The following is a 15661-nucleotide window of genomic DNA, read 5'->3' as shown; positions in this document are numbered from 1 at the left end:
CATACTTGCTTCAGCTGATCTTCATCGGTTTGGCTTTATCATAGCGGTGAATGATCTCCTTACCCACTGCGATCATTTCGTTCTGTCCCTTATCACTGATTTGTTGCTGGAAAACATACAAGCCAATGAAAAAGGAACAGATTATAGTAGATCTAGCTTCCAATTCAGGATTAGAACTTTATTCAGCCTTTTGAATTCCGCTTATGCAGATAAACTCAAGTAAAGCTGAACAAGTTCACGTTAGATAATTATCTTTCACCTCAGTTATGTACTACTTACATTGCTTCTTCATCTATGTGTATAATGCACGTGTTATTATGTTCACCCCGTCAATGTGCTCGTCAGCAAAGATCAGATTCACGCCCATATCTATGATGTTATAAGCGGAGCATGGTCGCCCAAATGGCGCCCGTTCCAAAGATCTATGACCACTGACGTATTTAGCGACGGTTGAGGTGTAGCGCGTGTTCCTCACAGAACAACAGCCCCTCCACAGGTAAGTGGAAGGGGCTGTTGTTCTGGGGATAATACTATCAACCTTTAACTAAATATTGCGATGTTGCCCTTATTCATTTCTTCTGTTGAGCCAATAATTTCAACAGAACCGTCACCGCCTCAGCTCTTGTAGCAGAGTCTTGAGGAGCAAACGCATTCTCCCCTTTCCCTTGCACGATTTCCGCTTCCTTCACGAAATCCACGCTGGATTTCGCCCACGCTGGAATATCCTTATCGTCGGCGAAGCCCGTTACAGTCTTGAGTTCGGTAGTCACACCCAATGCTTTGGCGAGGATAACCGCCATCTCAGCACGGGTAATTTCTGCATTCGGACGGAAACCGCCATCCTCATACCCTGTAATGATGCCTGCTTGCACCGCCTGAGCAATTGCACTCTGCGCCCATGGTCCGATTGTTGCTGTATCCGTGAAGGTCAATCGCGCTCCTGCGCCTTGTGGCTTCAGCACATTCATCAGCATCACCGCGAATTCCGCACGCGTCACCGAATGGTTCGGCCGGAATGTTCCGTCCAGGTAACCCTTAACCATTCCCATGCTTAGCGCTTGCTGGATACTTGCTGCTGCCCAATGTCCAGCGACATCCCTCAGGGTAATTTCCGTAGGACTCTCCGTGACCGGAGCTCTCACTGGCAATCCCGTCACTTTATCCACACTGAGTACAGTATATTTTCCTACCCGATTAACCTCTACAATAATGTGGTTTCCTTCGATCTTGCCACCTACGACTTCAATCCAGGCTTTCTTCACTTCATCATAGTAGAATACCGCTGCTTGTTGGTTGCTTGTCACAAGGGCTGGATCAAACGCAATGTTCAATGTGACCGGTTTACTGAAGTCCTCCGCAAAGTTTTTCGTAATCTCGTACACGGGACTGAGCAGGATTTCTTTATTCGGGAAAAGCTTTTGTGGCTCCAGCACCTTTTCGATCGATACGGTCAGTTCCTTGGCTGCTGCTCCGGCGGGGATCGAAATCTTGACCCCATCCTCGAAGCTAACCTCGCCCGCCTGGTTTACCGGAAGCGTTATTTTACCATTTGTGCTGGTAATGATGTTGTTGGTCGATGGTGTAAAAGCAGTGCCAGTTCCCGTGCCCATGTCGGTGATCACAGGCGCTGTCGCCGGGAATTCGGCGGTTACCACACCTGAATTCGCTGTATTCGTGGTGCTTGCTCCGGGTACGGTGAAAAAGTAGGCTGGCACTCCCCTTAAGGTATAACCCGGCTTGGGCGTGATTGTAATCGTTGCCGTATACGCCGTGCTTGGAACAAATACGGTTGTCGCTGGCGACCAGCTAACCGTGGCCGTATATTCTGGCGAGTAGGTCGCCGTTGTTACTGGAACGGCACCGATAACTGGAACAGTTACACCCGCTACCCTTGCTGCTGTGATAGGAATAGCTGTCACAGGGGGTTCCGTGTCGGGCACGGTTGCTGTTGCCGGGAATTCGGCGGTTACTACACCGGAATCTGCTGTATTCGTGGTGTTTGCGCCTGCGACGGTGAAGAAGTTGGCAGGCACTCCCGTTAAGCTAAATCCTAGTTTGGGCGTAACTGTGATCGTTGCCGTATACGCCGTACCTGGGGCAAATACGGTTGTCGCTGGCGACCAGCTAACCGTCGCGGTATATTCTGGCGAGTAGGTCGCTGTTGTTACCGGCGTAGCCCCGGTTACCGGTAACGTTACACCCTCAATCCCTGCTGCCGTGATGGGAACGGCTGTCGCTGGTATTATTGCCGTCGCCGGAAATTGGGCGATTACTACACCGGAATCTGCTGTATTCGTCGTGATTGCTCCAGGTACGCTGAAGAAGTATTCAGGCACTCCGGCTAAGGTGTAACCCGGTTTGGGCGTAAGGGTAATCGTTGCGTTGTAGGCTATTCCTCCAGCAAAGGTTGCGTCTGCCGGGGTCCAGGCTACTGAGGCTGTATACTCTGCCGTCTCTGGCAAAGTTGCGACTGGTGTTCCCCCTGCTACCGGCAACACCACTCCGGCTATCACTGCGGTTGAAATAGACGCCGCTGCCGTTGCAGGGAATACAGCGGTCACAACACCTGAATCCGCTGCATTTGTCGTTGTCGCTCCCGCTACCTTGAAGAAGTCTTTAGCCACTCCGGCTAAGGTATAGCCCGGCTTGGGCATGAGGCTAATCGTTGCCGTATAGCTGGCTGCTGCCGCAAACTTCACGTCTGCCGGGGTCCAGGCTATCGCCGCAGTATACTCTGCCGTGTCCGCTATCGATGTTTTCGGCGCTGCACCGGCTACTGGCGGAATCACTCCATCAATCGCCGCCGTCGTGATAGGCACCGCTGATGTCGCAGGGAATACGGCGGTCACAACGCCCGAATCCGCTGCATTTGTCGTTGTCGCTCCCGCTACCTTGAAGAAGTCTTTTGCCACTCCGGCTAAAGTATAGCCCGGCTTGGGCGTGAGGGTAACTTTCGCTGTATAGCTTACTTCCCCGGCAAACTTCACATCTGCCGGGGTCCAGGCTATCGCCGCTGTATATTCTGTTGTGTCCGCTATCGATGTTTTCGGCGCTGCACCGGCTACCGGCGCTATCACTCCATCAATCGCCGACGTCGTGATAGGCACGGCTGCCGTCGCCGGGAATACCGCAGTCACAACGCCCGAATCCGCTGCATTTGTCGTTGTTGCTCCGGCTACCTTGAAGAAGTCTTTAGCCACTCCGGCTAAAGTATAACCCGGCTTGGGCGTGAGCGTAATCTTCGCAATGTACATCGTTGCTCCTGCAAACTTCACATCTGCCGGAGACCAGGCTATCGCCGCCGTATACTCTGGAGCGGGTGCTAGAGCTGTAACCGGTGCTCCCCCTGCTACTGGCACTGTAACTCCCGCTATCGTTGCGGTTGAGATAGGCACCGCTGCCGTCGCCGGGAATACGGCGGTCACAATGCCTGAATCCGCTGCATTTGTCGTTGTTGCTCCGGCTACCTTGAAGAAATCTTTAGTCACTCCCGCTAAGGTGTACCCCAGCTTGGGTGTGAGGCTGATTTTCGCGGTATAGATTTCTGCCCCTGCAAACTTCGCATCAGCCGGGGTCCAATCTATCGCCGCTGTATACTCTGTTGTGTCCGCTAGTACCGCAACCGGAGCTTCTCCGGCTACCGGCACGGTCACTCCCGCTATCGCTGCGGTTGAGATAGGCACGGCTGCCGTCGCCGGGAATACGGCGGTCACAACACCTGAATCCGCTGCATTTGTCGTTGTCGCTCCCGCTACCTTGAAGAAGTCCTTTGCTACTCCCGTTAAGGTGTACCCCTGTTTGGGCGTCAGGCTAATCGTTGCCGTATAGCTGGCTGCTCCAGCAAATTTCGCAGCTGCCGGAGACCAGGCTATCGCCGCCGTATACTCTAGAGCGGGTGCTAGAGCCGCAACTGGAGCTTCCCCTGCTACTGGCGCTATCACTCCATCAATCGCCGCCGTCGTGATAGGCGCTGCTGCCGTCGCCGGGAATACGGCAGTCACAACGCCCGAATCCGCTGCATTTGTCGTTGTTGCTCCGGCTACAGTGAAGAAATTCGCTGGTACTCCCTTTAAGGTATACCCTGCTTTTGGAGTAATTGTAACCGTCGCCGTATAACTGACTGCTCCGGCAAAGGTCACATCTGACGGGTTCCAAGCTATTGCCGCTGTGTACTCTGGTGTGTCCGCTATTGCCGCAACTGGCGTTGCCCCTGTTACCGGCACTGTCACTCTATCAATTGCTGCTGATTGGATAGTTACAATCTTGATATCCTGAGCACTTACGCTCCGCGTTTGTTCAGCGGAGGCCGGTTGAGCACTTCCCTTGACTCGAACATAAATCTTATCGCCTACTCCGACTACAATGTTGTCCACACTTGTATCCACTATCGGCGTGTACGAGCCTGTGTTGACTTTATACTCCATCCCACTTGCTACGCCGGTTAACTTCGTTGTTCCAGCATTCGCTCCTGGTGTCAAAGCAATAAACGCCCATAATTGAGGATATTGACCTGAAAGCATATACCAATCTCTGCTGAAATCCCAATCACTAAATGTGGCTGGATCTTGCATTTCTGCGGTTGTTTTACCCGTACCTTTCCCGGTATCTGTCTGTCCTGTGGTGTTGATATCGTAGAAGTTACTTCCGCTTAGGTTTGAACTGTAACCAACCAAGCCACCCATTAGATAATTTCTAGTTCCACTCACATTTCCTGTGGCGTAACTATTGATAATGGTTCCATCGTTTCTACCAACCAGTCCACCTGTTATTCCAGCTCCAGTAACACTTCCTGTGGCATAACTGTTGCTGATGCTTCCGCTGCTATTATTATTACCAACCAGTCCACCTATTGTTCCAGCTCCAGCAACACTTACCAACGCGTAGCTGTTGCTGATGGTTCCGTAGTTTTCATTAACTAAACCGCCTGAATTAATTCCATTCACGATTCTTCCGGTGACGTAAGTGTTGCTGATGGTTCCGTAGTTTACAGATAACAAGCCACCCGATGCCAATGGGTTAGTTCCTTTCACCTCAATATCTTCCAGAATCATATTGGTAATATTCCCTGAAGACCTCCCAAACAATCCGACATCAGTAACAATAACAGGTTGATCAATTTTCAGATTTGTGATCTTATATCCATTACCGTCCATGTTCCCACGAAACGTAAACCCGCCGGAGCTATTAGCAGTATAAATTTCCACTCCTATCGGCATCCAATTTGCATAACTACTCAAATCAATATCAGCTATCAATTTAAAATATAGACCTGGGTCTAAATGATTTCTAACCTCATTCAGCTGATCCGCCGTTGCGATCTGATAAGGATCGCTTGCTGAACCATCTCCTCCAGCGAAACTCCCCGCAGCATGAGCCGTCCCCCCGCTAGGTACAATAACTCCTGAGATTCCACCCCATACCATTAACAACACCAGGAAAATCGACAATCCTTTTTGATACACCCTATCCATCGCATTCTCTCCTCCAACGCTTCTCAACTTCATATATTTCTCACAAATACTTCCGTTCTCCAAGCTCCACTGTGTCATTATTCATTGCGTTCTTCCCACTATAAGCCTTTCTATGCAAAAAAGTACCTCCCCATTTGGGGAGGTACGGGCAAAAAATATAGGATAATTAATCCATTATACTCAATTCTTTGGCACGCTGCAGCGCTTGTATCCGATTGTTCGCCTCAAGCTTTCTGTACACATTCCGAATATGGAACTTTACGGTTTCACCTGTGATGTTAAGATCTGACGCGATCTGCTTATTCGTCAATCCGCCCGCAATCAATAATAGGACCTTCGTTTCCTGATCGGTCAGTAATTCTTTACGAGGCTGTTCAGCGGGTAAGACGACCTGGCTCGTGACCTGTATAACCTGGAGCAGTTGCTGTACATAACCAAGAGAAACAAGGGTGGCGTCTCGCAAGTGACTGACTTGCAGCCTCTTCGCATAAACCGCCAGCAGTTCAGCCATCGCAGGGCCTTCATCTATAAAACTGCGGATATACCCCTCCGGCTCTGCCAAATGCAGGGCTGTCTCTAACTGAAGCAACGCTTCCTCCAATTGACCAGAGCGTTGAAGTACCATACTGCGCAGAATGAGGACCTGAATCCGATCCCGCAGACGGTCTTCCTTATCCAACATGCGAATTAACTGTTCCAGCAGGTACAGTGCATCCTCCATCCGTTCACAAGCAGCCAGTATTCTGGCAAAAGCAAGATACTCTGAGACCCGGTTCAGCGAAACCTCATCCGTATGGGCCATACCGCATCTATGCAGCCAAGCCTCAGCATCTTGCACCGAGCCTTGCCGTAGGGACAGACAAGCCTGTTCCGCTTCGATTCTGTACATAAATAATTCGTTATCCGGAGAGTTAATCTGCGATTTCAACTCGGTTAACAGCGCTGTGGCCCGTTTCGGATTCCCAGTGGCTTGCTGGATTCTTGAAGCACTAATGGATATTTGGATCAAAATCCGCGCAAAAGGCAACATATCCTGGCGCCCAAGCACCATAGCAGCAACCCGCTCCGCCTCTTCCAGCCGGTTCCACTCATACAATAACTTGCTGTAAGAGGCACATAAGAAGCCGAGAAAAGGGTATTCCTGCTTGCTCTGCCACAGTGTAATCCATCTCAACAGAAAAGCATCCGCTGCCTGAAGATCGCTGATATGTGAGAGCAGATTGTCGAATGAATCATAGCCCTGGTATCTGTTGCGGCCCACCGTTTGAAAGAAACTTCCCTCCGGCATATACTGTTCAACCAACCCGAAATAGGCTGACGTTTGTTCCAAGTCTTTTTGAAGATAAGCGGTGATCGCATGGAAAAAGTAGATATTGCCCATGGCCTGCTTCCATTCCACCTCAGCCAGTTTTCCCTCCAAAGCTTGGAACCGGATGGTAGCTTGTTTCACTCTGAGGAATGCTGCTGTCCATTCTCCAACGCCCAATAAGACGGATATCACAAACAATTCGATCATCGGCTTCTCTGCAAAGGAGTTTTCTGGTAACACGGAGACCCAGCGGATCAATACCACACTTTTTGTCTGTACTAGCATATGTAAATTTTTCTCAATTAACCGGACGGCATCCTGAAACTGTTGTCCCTCTAAATAATGCTCTACCGCTTCTTCGTCAAATCCCAGATGCTCCAGCTCGTTTGCTGCGCGGATATGCACCTGCACCCATCGGTCCGGGTCCATTCGGAACAATTGCTGCTGCAGAAAATCAGAGAGCAAATGATGATACCGGTACCATTTCCTATGATCATCCAAAGGGACAATGAATAGATTCATTTGCTCCAGTCTTTCCAATTGTGCCTGAGCATCCAGTTGACCGCTTACCGCCCCGCATAATGAAGCGTTCATACGGTTTAAAATCGAAGTATCCAATAAAAAGTCACGTGTCTGCTGCGGCAGATGTTCAAATACCTCTTGCAGCAAATAATCAGAAATATGATGCTGATGACCGCTGAATTGCTGAAGGGTATCCGCAATATTCTCACTTTGTTTCAAAGAAAGAGCTGCCAGCTGTAAGCCGCTGATCCAGCCTTCCGTCTGCTGGAACAGCATCTTCACTTGCTCCGGGGATAAGCCTAAATCCGTTGTTTCGCGAAAAAAGATAAGTCCCTCGTCCAATTGAAAACGCAAATCCTGCATTTGAATCTGATGTAATTCACCTTTGGCCAGAAGCCTCGCGGTCGGTATGGACAGATCTGTACGGCTGGCAATATAGAGATGAATATGAGGTGGTAAATGCTCTAGCAGATAGATCATGGACCGATGGATAGCTGGAAGTTCAATCACATGATAATCATCGAGAATAATAACCAGATCGTGGGGATAGCCGTTCAATTCATTCAGCAGTTCTATGATTGCAGGCTCAGAAGACGTTGATGGCCCTATCTCAAGCAGGGATTGAACCCCCAAGCCAAACCCCGGCTCTCTCTCCTGAATGGAGGCGTTGAAATAACTCCAGAACTGAATCCAATCATTATCCTGCGGGTCCAGCGACACCCAGGCCACAACGCTGCGGCATTGTTTGACCCATTCACTTAACGCTGTGGTTTTCCCATATCCAGCCTGCGCGGAAACCAGTGTCAATTTGGCCGTTCTTCCTTCATTCAGCTTATGAATCAGCCTCGGCCGGGATACCAGAGATTTACGCACATGGGGGATATGAAGTTTTGTGCTCACCAACAATAAATATCCCTCCGTAATATGTATAGTAAATTGAATTTGTACAAGTAATGCTGATATTTGCTATGCGTTAGCGCTGTCTCTCCAATCTCATTATTATACCAGACACGATACTTTTAAAATATGGAAAAGACTCTCCGAAGCAAAAAGGAACCGTGTAAAAACACGGTTCCCCCACATGCAAAGTCTATTATTGAACCCCTTTTTTCTTCATATCCTCCAAATGGCGCTGGTACATGACTTTTTCGGCCTTCTCCGCCCCCACCTTATCCATCTGTCCGATGAAATCGTTGTAGGTGTTGTCGAATTCAACATCTGTCTCCGAAAGGATCAGCTTGGGAATCGTTTTATTCCAGAGATCCTTCACTTTTCCGTTAATGACTCCTTCAGGTGTGGATCCGTCAGGCTCCAGGTTGTCCATGCCCAGGGAGTAGCTGTCGAAGTTATACTTCTCGAGCAATTTGGCTGCGGCAAATTGTTCAGGCTGCTGTGCCTGGAAGTCACGGGCAGATGCATCGTCCCATACTTTACCAGCCCGCATCAAGAGTGTCGAATCATTGAATCCGTACTGAGCGTTAAAGGCGTTGTTGTCCTTCAGCGACAAATCCATGATCTCCTGCTTGTATTTCGGCAGTCCGTCAACCATGTCATACGTCTCGCCTTCCTTGCCGTAGCGCGCACATGGAATTCAATTATTTATCTGGCAGCCATTGCAGGGATTGACCCCTATATGCCTCAACTCCACCCCATCGTAACACCGGCTCTCCAAATAGTAAATTGTTCTAACTGTTCATTTTCATGATAACGGCTTAACTCTCTTTCTGAAAATCCACTGTACACTAATGCCAATTGAGATCATCAGGAGAAGTACGAAAAGAATAAAGCCAACAAAAGGGATATTAACGAACGCAGTTAAGATAGCTGCACCAACCAGTACTTTCATCCAATCTGACATTTGTCCAGCTCCGTGAAACAGCTCACCGATCCGGAAACTAACTACTGTCGATCCAAATGCCAGGGCAATCACCATCACCAGCAGGAGCAGAATAATAACCGGGATGCCAATTACGGTGACCAGCAGCAGTGCACTTAACGCTGCGAGGATCAAAGTGCCCAAGAATCCGATTACCAGCAATCGTCTGACGGAGGATAGAGGGTATCGATCTGTAAATGCGGCTATTTTTTGTTTACCGGCCAACCTGAGCAAGATAGGGATCAAGACCATCAGCAGACTGGCGCCGAGCTGCAGCACCCACAAACCCAGTGCAATCCCCCCTCCGATCAACAGGCTGTTTTGAGTGGAGGTATCCAGTGAAATGTTATAGATATCATCTCCCAGCACCGCTCCCTGATCCTGCTTGACCAGACCGCCTATCACTACAACCAGCCCTTTAATGTCAGCAGTACTGCCCAGATGGAGATCTCCGTTCACGACAACCGTCACACCCGTCACTTGGCCAAAAATCTCGGCATTGCCCCCGACGACGTACACATCATCTACGGTTTGCCCTACAGGTACGGATATATTCTGATGCTCAAAGATCCCCCTTGCAGACGCCATACCGGGAATGAGGAGCATGAGGAGCGCAAAACAACATAACGTATAAAGAGTCCTTCTCAAGTTTTTCATCCCTTTCAACTGGTTGACGTTTGAAGCAGGCGCCGCAGTGAGTATACAGAAGCCGTAATGATAAGTAAGGACAGTAGAACCGTCAATCCGGATAAGACAGGCACGCCCGACAGGAGATGCGACCCCATATATACCAAGGCGATCATTAATTTCAAGAATCCATGCAGCACTTTTGCGAATATAGCACCGGCGGCGAACCAGAGAATAACAAGGGAAACGAAAGCTGCAAGCGGAACTAAAAGCCAGCCCTTTTCTGCTGTTGCCCGTTCCTTTTTGTCTGAGAGCGCCTGTAATACCCGTATTTCCAGATCCTCCGGTTCTTGAATCCTCCCGAATGCATGGATGACGGTACTCTGTACCGATAATAATTCTTCCAACAGGACCTGACAGGACTCGCAGCTTTCCAGATGGGATTCGACCTGTTGTCTCTCCTCTACTGTTAATTCACCATCCATGTAAGCTGACAGCTGATCCTCCAAATGGTAGGTCATTCCTGGTCCTCCTTTGCTAATTCTTTACGCAATGACATCCGTGCCGTGAATAATCTTGACTTGACCGTCCCGATGGGAACATTCAGCAGCTTGGCGATTTCTTCATACTGGTAACCTTGTACATCATGTAACAGGATGACCTCCCGGTGATCAACGGACAGCCTGGCCAAGCTCTCCTCTACAGACAACTTGGCAAGCGGGTCGGATACGCTTGAATCGGCTATACACTCATCGGGCTCATCTCTGAAGTCCTGCTCTTTATTTCTCTTTTTCAGCCGATCCTTGCACAGGTTAGATACAATGGTCATCATCCACGATGAGAACGCATATTCATTATCCAAGCCGGACAAGGAATAAAAAGCTTTGACAAATGCCTCCTGGGAGACATCCTCAGCATCCATCCGACTGTTTAACATCCCTACCGCATAACGATAAACATGACCCTTGTAACGGCGGACAAGTTCAGCGAAAGCTTCCTGATTCCCGTCCTTGGCTCCGTGGATAATATGATAAAGCTCAGCATCTACCACTTATGTTCAACTCCTACCGGAACGGCAGCTTTGTCACTATCATGCCATAACTGAATTCGATTCGTAAATCATTCCCTTCCCCTCAGGCGGCAAACCTTTTATTCGCGGAAAGCATCCTGAGGATCTCAAGCAGCAGTACGTTCAGACTGATCCAGACGCCGCCGAATACATAGCCAGCGACCACGTCACTGGGAAATTGTACTTGAAGATAGATCCGGCTGACTCCAATCAGTAGACAGATGAAGATTACGGCTGCAACTACCAGTACCCGAACGAGTCCATTCTTATAATGCCGAAGGATTAAGAACGCAGAAAACCCGCATACCGTGATGGAGGTCAAGGTCTCTTCACTGGGGAAGGTATTAAAGAGTTGGAATCCGGCGGCAACAGGACCCGGACGGTGAAAAAGCAGACGCAAGCCATCGTCAAGCCATTCCCCGCCAATGACGACCCAGAACAAAAAGGAGAGCTCCAGCAGCTTTTCGCGCGCGCCCACAACGATCCAAATAGCAGCTGTGGCAATCAAAGGACCGTACAGATAGATCGAGCCGAGCTGGGTGAGATGATTCATAAGATTGTGCCAATCCGGCCCAAAAAGAGATCGGACGATGTAAGTGGTCACTTCATCAAATTGATTAAATTCATGGGCGAAGAAGTCCTGAATCAAGCCCAGCATCAAGGAAACAAACAGGACAAGGGCTGCAAACGCAGACAGCACCAGGAATCTGACTTTGCCCAGCGAGTGAAAATGATGTATGCCCTTGGTAAGCAGAACGATAGAACCTGACAGCAGTCGTTGTCTGTATTTCTTCAGAACATAAATCATCACGGTCAGCAAAGCTGAAGCTATCGCAAAAATGATCATATAGCGATTTACACTTTGGTGATAAATTTCCCATTTGGGTCCCAGGACTCTACCGAGTGAAATGAACAGGCAGACCCAAAAAATGGCTCCTGAGTAGGCATATATCGCATATTTTCGGAAGGGCATACGGGTTGCGCCACAGAAGTATCCTGTAATATGTCTGACTCCGGGTATGAAATAGGCAAAAAACAGCAGCTTGTCGCCATATTTCCCAAACCACACATTCATTCTTGCCAGCTGTTCTTCCCCCAAATGAACACGATGTCCATACTTGCGCAGGAAAGGCTGACCCAGCTTATAGCCGATCCAGTAAGAAAGTGTAACGCCGGCAGTTACACCGGCACTCGCTGAGATCATACTAAGCACTAAATTCAGTTTTCCTTCATACACGAACAAACCCGTATAGCTCATCATCATTTCACCCGGAAGAGGCAAGGCAAGCATTTCAAGAAACAAGGCCATAAAAATCAGGCCATATCCATACTGCTCAAGCCATGTAGTTATGCCCATTGAAACCCCTCCTCTTCTTTATAGTGTTTACGTACAGCTATAGAATTACACTATTTCTCCATTCAGGGAGTGATCGGCATTCTTGGCCGCTTTGCCCTGCATCCATTCATAGATAATCGGGATGACCACATAGCTGTTGAGTGTGGAGGTAACCATCCCGCCGATCACCACAATACCCAGCACCTGTGAAATGACGGTATCGGCGCTATGGGATAAGGCAAGGGGAATCAAGGTAAGCACTGTAGTGCCTGCTGTCATCATAATCGGCCGTACCCGTGACAGGCTTCCCTGAACAACCGAGTCCCGGAGACTCATTCCCTCTTTACGGTTGCGTTCAATTTTATCAATGAGAACTATTCCATTGGTTACTACGATACCGGTAAGCATCAATATCCCAATCAATGCGGCAAGATTCCATTGACCATGGACCCCGTACAAGGCGATCACCACACCGGATAAAGCCAGAGGAATGCTGATCAATACGGCAAAGGGTGCTTTCCAGCCCTTGAAGACAAAGCTGGTAATAAGCAGAACGAGAAGTATGGATACAACTACTGCTATAGCCATCTCGAGAATCATTTGCTTGACTTGCTGCGTAATGCCCCCCAGGGAGTAGGTCACCCCGTCCGGAAGCTGCAGCTCCTTCAAAGTCTGATTTACGGTACCCGACACTTTGCTCATGTCACTGGAAATGATCTGCGCACTCACCACAGCGAAAGGCTGACCGTCTCGTTCCTGGATGGACGACACCGCATCGCTTTTCTGAATGGAGGCCAATTGATCAAGCCGGTACGTTTGACCGCCCCTGCCGGTAAAGGTCTCCGCAGACAGAGAAGCAAGCACCTCTTCCGGTGTATAGACGGGTAATGTCTTATCATTGACAGATTTCGTTTGAACAGGATCGATGTATACGTCAACCGGAATGATACCTGTTCCTGTTGATGTCATAATATCAAAATCCTTCCCCTTGGTCGTGTACCGTTTCAGCAGGTTGTTCATATCAGCCTCTTTAATGCCTGCCTGCTGCACTTTTTCCCGATCCATAACGATGGCGAACTTGGGAATGCCATTGGTCATATCCGTTTTACCGGAAACGCTTAGTCCCTGGATATCGACCAGTTTGGTTCGGACCTGATCAGCGGCCTTCTCCAGGGTTTGCTCATCTGCGCCCATCAGCATGATTTTGATCGTCGAATCATCGCCTGCGATGTTCTGGTTGGTTACCGTAATAGCAGCCAGTTCAGACAGGCTGGATAAATCCGATTGCAAAGCGGGTATGAACGTATTGACCGCCTTTACGTTTTTTAATTGGATGGAAAGATTGGCTATGTTGGGCTGCTGAATAAATCCACCGCCTTGGTCAAATACATCATCTGCCTGCGGCGTGAACGAAGAGCCGAAGGTAGCGGAATAAGAAGCGATTCCGGCGTTATTATGGAGAACATCTTCCACCTTTTTGACTTCCTTATCCACCTCCGAAAGCGGCGTTCCTTTCGGCAGCTCCACTTTGACCGCTACCTGACCGCTGGCCGTGCTTGGCAGCAGGCTGAACGGAAGCCGTGCAGCGAACAGCCCGGCGACGACAAAGAGGAGAAGTGAGAGGCTGATCACTGTTTTTTTGTGCTTCAATGCGGACATAAGAAATGGCTTCATCAAGGGTTCGAGCGTGACCGCCTGATTCTTCGGCTCTCTCCAGCCGATAAAGGCGAAGGACGGAATGACCAGCATAGCAACCAGGAACGATACCCCTAGCGCGATGACTACGGACCAGGCAAAGCCTGAATAGGAAGCGCCGATGATGCCGCCAACCAAGGCAATCGGAACATAGACGGCAACGGTAGTCGCCGTAGAAGCGAATATGGCCGGCAGCATTTCTACTACTGCAGAAGCCAAGACATGAAGTACAGGCTTGTCTTTATTTTCCTGCACGCGGCGGTAGATGTTATCCAGAATCACAATCGCATCGTCCACAATCCGTCCCATGGCCACAATCAGGCCGGAAACCGTCAAGATGTTGAGCGTAACGCCCATCCATTTGAGCACAGCCACCGTAGCCAGCAGCGAAATAGGAAGCGATACGGCAATCAGAAGCGTAGACCGCACATTACGGAAAAAGAACAGCACACAGAGCATGGAGAACAGGCAGCCCAGTAGACCCTCGCGAATTAGCCCCTTTAGGGAGTTGTTCAAGTCATGCGCACGGTCCGTCAGCAAATTCATCGATACATCACCGTTTTTCACAGCGGAAATTCCGGAGACACGATCTCTCACATGCTTGGCCACATCCGTGATGGTTGCCGTAGGCGTCTTGATGACATTAATAAGCACACTGGCTTTCCCATTGGTCCGTGAGACGGTTTTGACATCGGTCAGCGACTGGGATACTGATGCAACAGCCGATAAGGGGACGCTGTCCCCATCTTTATTTTTAATCGCCAGGCCGTTCAACTGCTGTTCCGTGAGATCCCAGCCTTCTACTCGAATGGGAAAGGAAGCTTTGACATTGGCAATGTTGCCTTGCAGGGTGGGGAGATCCAGTAGAATAGATTTGTTAAAATCGTCCACAGACATGCCGTTAGCCACCAGATCCTTCATCCGAAGCGCAACGACGTATCCTTTATTCGCCCCGCCGACTGTCTGCACATCCGCCACTCCGGGAACGGATTTCAACTGGTTAACAATATCCGTTTGCAGGGAGGATTGCAGGGTCAGATCATCGACTTGGCCACTCGCAGCTGTCAGGCTGTAGCTCAGAATCGGGAAGGTACTGGAGGTCAAGCGGGTGACCACCGGCTTGTTAACGCCGTCCGGCAAGGCTGCATCATTCAACGCTTGTTTTAGCGCATTCTCCGCTTGTTCCATATTGTAATCCATCGGGTAATACAGATTCATCAGGAGCCCGCCATCGTACGAGGTGGTCTCCAGATTGGTAAGTCCATTCGTCTTGCGGATGGCTTCCTCCAGAGGGGTTGTAATATCGCGTCTGACTTGATCTGCCTGGTAGGAGGATGCCCGCAGGGATACCATTAACGTGGTGTTATTGATGCCGGGGAGATAATCTCTTTGCATTTGATAGGCGGATACCGCTCCCCAAGCCAAGATGAGCAGGACGCAAACCAGAATAATCGTCGCGCGCTGCATAACAGATTCTATGATACGTTTCATTGTAAGTCTCCTCTCAAGTCTATATAGAGAAAAGACTATGAAATAGGCAGGATTGTTCATTCAATAAAAAATAAATTTACAGCGCGGATGCACCTTGTCCTAGTACATCAGATCAGTGTACAGATGCAGTGTCCCTCTCCCTTCCTGAGAGTACAACGCAAAATCCGCTGCACCGCTGAAATTTCGGGATTTATCCGAAAATCTGTATTCGAAGGGATATCCCTTAGACGTCAACACGGGTGCCCTTAACGCCGGTTATACGGCG

Annotated in this window: 9 protein-coding genes; all 9 read right to left on the bottom strand. The window is 49.4% G+C overall.

Annotated features, from left to right (window positions below; genetic code table 11):
• Positions 1-10: 10 nt before the first annotated feature.
• The gene (locus tag A3848_RS32135; protein ID WP_178381910.1) at positions 11-163 is read right to left on the bottom strand and encodes a hypothetical protein; all 153 of its coding nucleotides are present in this window, start codon (positions 161-163) and stop codon (positions 11-13) included.
• Between the two features lie 406 nt (positions 164-569).
• Complete coding sequence (locus tag A3848_RS05520; RefSeq protein ID WP_074083960.1) at positions 570-5471, bottom strand: S-layer homology domain-containing protein; 4902 nt, start codon at positions 5469-5471, stop codon at positions 570-572.
• A gap of 166 nt (positions 5472-5637) precedes the next feature.
• Complete coding sequence (locus A3848_RS05515) at positions 5638-8202, bottom strand: winged helix-turn-helix domain-containing protein (protein ID WP_256702172.1); 2565 nt, start codon at positions 8200-8202, stop codon at positions 5638-5640.
• Between the two features lie 193 nt (positions 8203-8395).
• Positions 8396-8851, bottom strand: coding sequence for a hypothetical protein (locus tag A3848_RS05510; protein ID WP_074083958.1), 456 nt, complete (start codon positions 8849-8851; stop codon positions 8396-8398).
• A gap of 150 nt (positions 8852-9001) precedes the next feature.
• Complete coding sequence (locus A3848_RS05505) at positions 9002-9784, bottom strand: hypothetical protein (RefSeq protein WP_074083957.1); 783 nt, start codon at positions 9782-9784, stop codon at positions 9002-9004.
• A 56-nt stretch (positions 9785-9840) separates the two neighbouring features.
• Entirely contained in the window at positions 9841-10326 is a 486-nt protein-coding gene (locus A3848_RS05500) for an anti-sigma factor family protein (RefSeq protein ID WP_074083956.1), read from the bottom strand.
• The gene (locus tag A3848_RS05495; RefSeq protein WP_074083955.1) at positions 10323-10856 is read right to left on the bottom strand and encodes an RNA polymerase sigma factor; all 534 of its coding nucleotides are present in this window, start codon (positions 10854-10856) and stop codon (positions 10323-10325) included. The genes A3848_RS05500 and A3848_RS05495 overlap by 4 nt, the downstream gene beginning before the upstream one ends.
• A gap of 82 nt (positions 10857-10938) precedes the next feature.
• The gene (locus A3848_RS05490; RefSeq protein WP_074083954.1) at positions 10939-12231 is read right to left on the bottom strand and encodes a VTT domain-containing protein; all 1293 of its coding nucleotides are present in this window, start codon (positions 12229-12231) and stop codon (positions 10939-10941) included.
• A gap of 45 nt (positions 12232-12276) precedes the next feature.
• Positions 12277-15396: an efflux RND transporter permease subunit gene (locus tag A3848_RS05485; protein ID WP_074083953.1), complete on the bottom strand. Its 3120-nt coding sequence runs from the start codon at positions 15394-15396 to the stop codon at positions 12277-12279.
• Between the last annotated feature and the right edge of the window lie 265 nt (positions 15397-15661).

It is taken from the genome of Paenibacillus sp. P32E, from assembly GCF_001909085.1.
In the GTDB taxonomy this organism is placed as follows: Bacteria; Bacillota; Bacilli; order Paenibacillales; family Paenibacillaceae; genus Paenibacillus_AQ; species Paenibacillus_AQ helianthi.
Note: the sequence above shows the minus strand (reverse complement) of the source record. Positions and strands in the feature narration are given on the sequence as shown.

Coding starts and splice junctions, on each gene's coding strand:
- A3848_RS05520 (WP_074083960.1), bottom strand. CDS start 5,471: ATGGATAGGGTGTATCAAAAAGGATTGTCGATTTTCCTGGTGTTGTTA.
- A3848_RS05510 (WP_074083958.1), bottom strand. CDS start 8,851: ATGGTTGACGGACTGCCGAAATACAAGCAGGAGATCATGGATTTGTCG.
- A3848_RS05505 (WP_074083957.1), bottom strand. CDS start 9,784: ATGCTCCTCATTCCCGGTATGGCGTCTGCAAGGGGGATCTTTGAGCAT.
- A3848_RS05500 (WP_074083956.1), bottom strand. CDS start 10,326: ATGACCTACCATTTGGAGGATCAGCTGTCAGCTTACATGGATGGTGAA.
- A3848_RS05490 (WP_074083954.1), bottom strand. CDS start 12,231: ATGGGCATAACTACATGGCTTGAGCAGTATGGATATGGCCTGATTTTT.
- A3848_RS05485 (WP_074083953.1), bottom strand. CDS start 15,396: ATGAAACGTATCATAGAATCTGTTATGCAGCGCGCGACGATTATTCTG.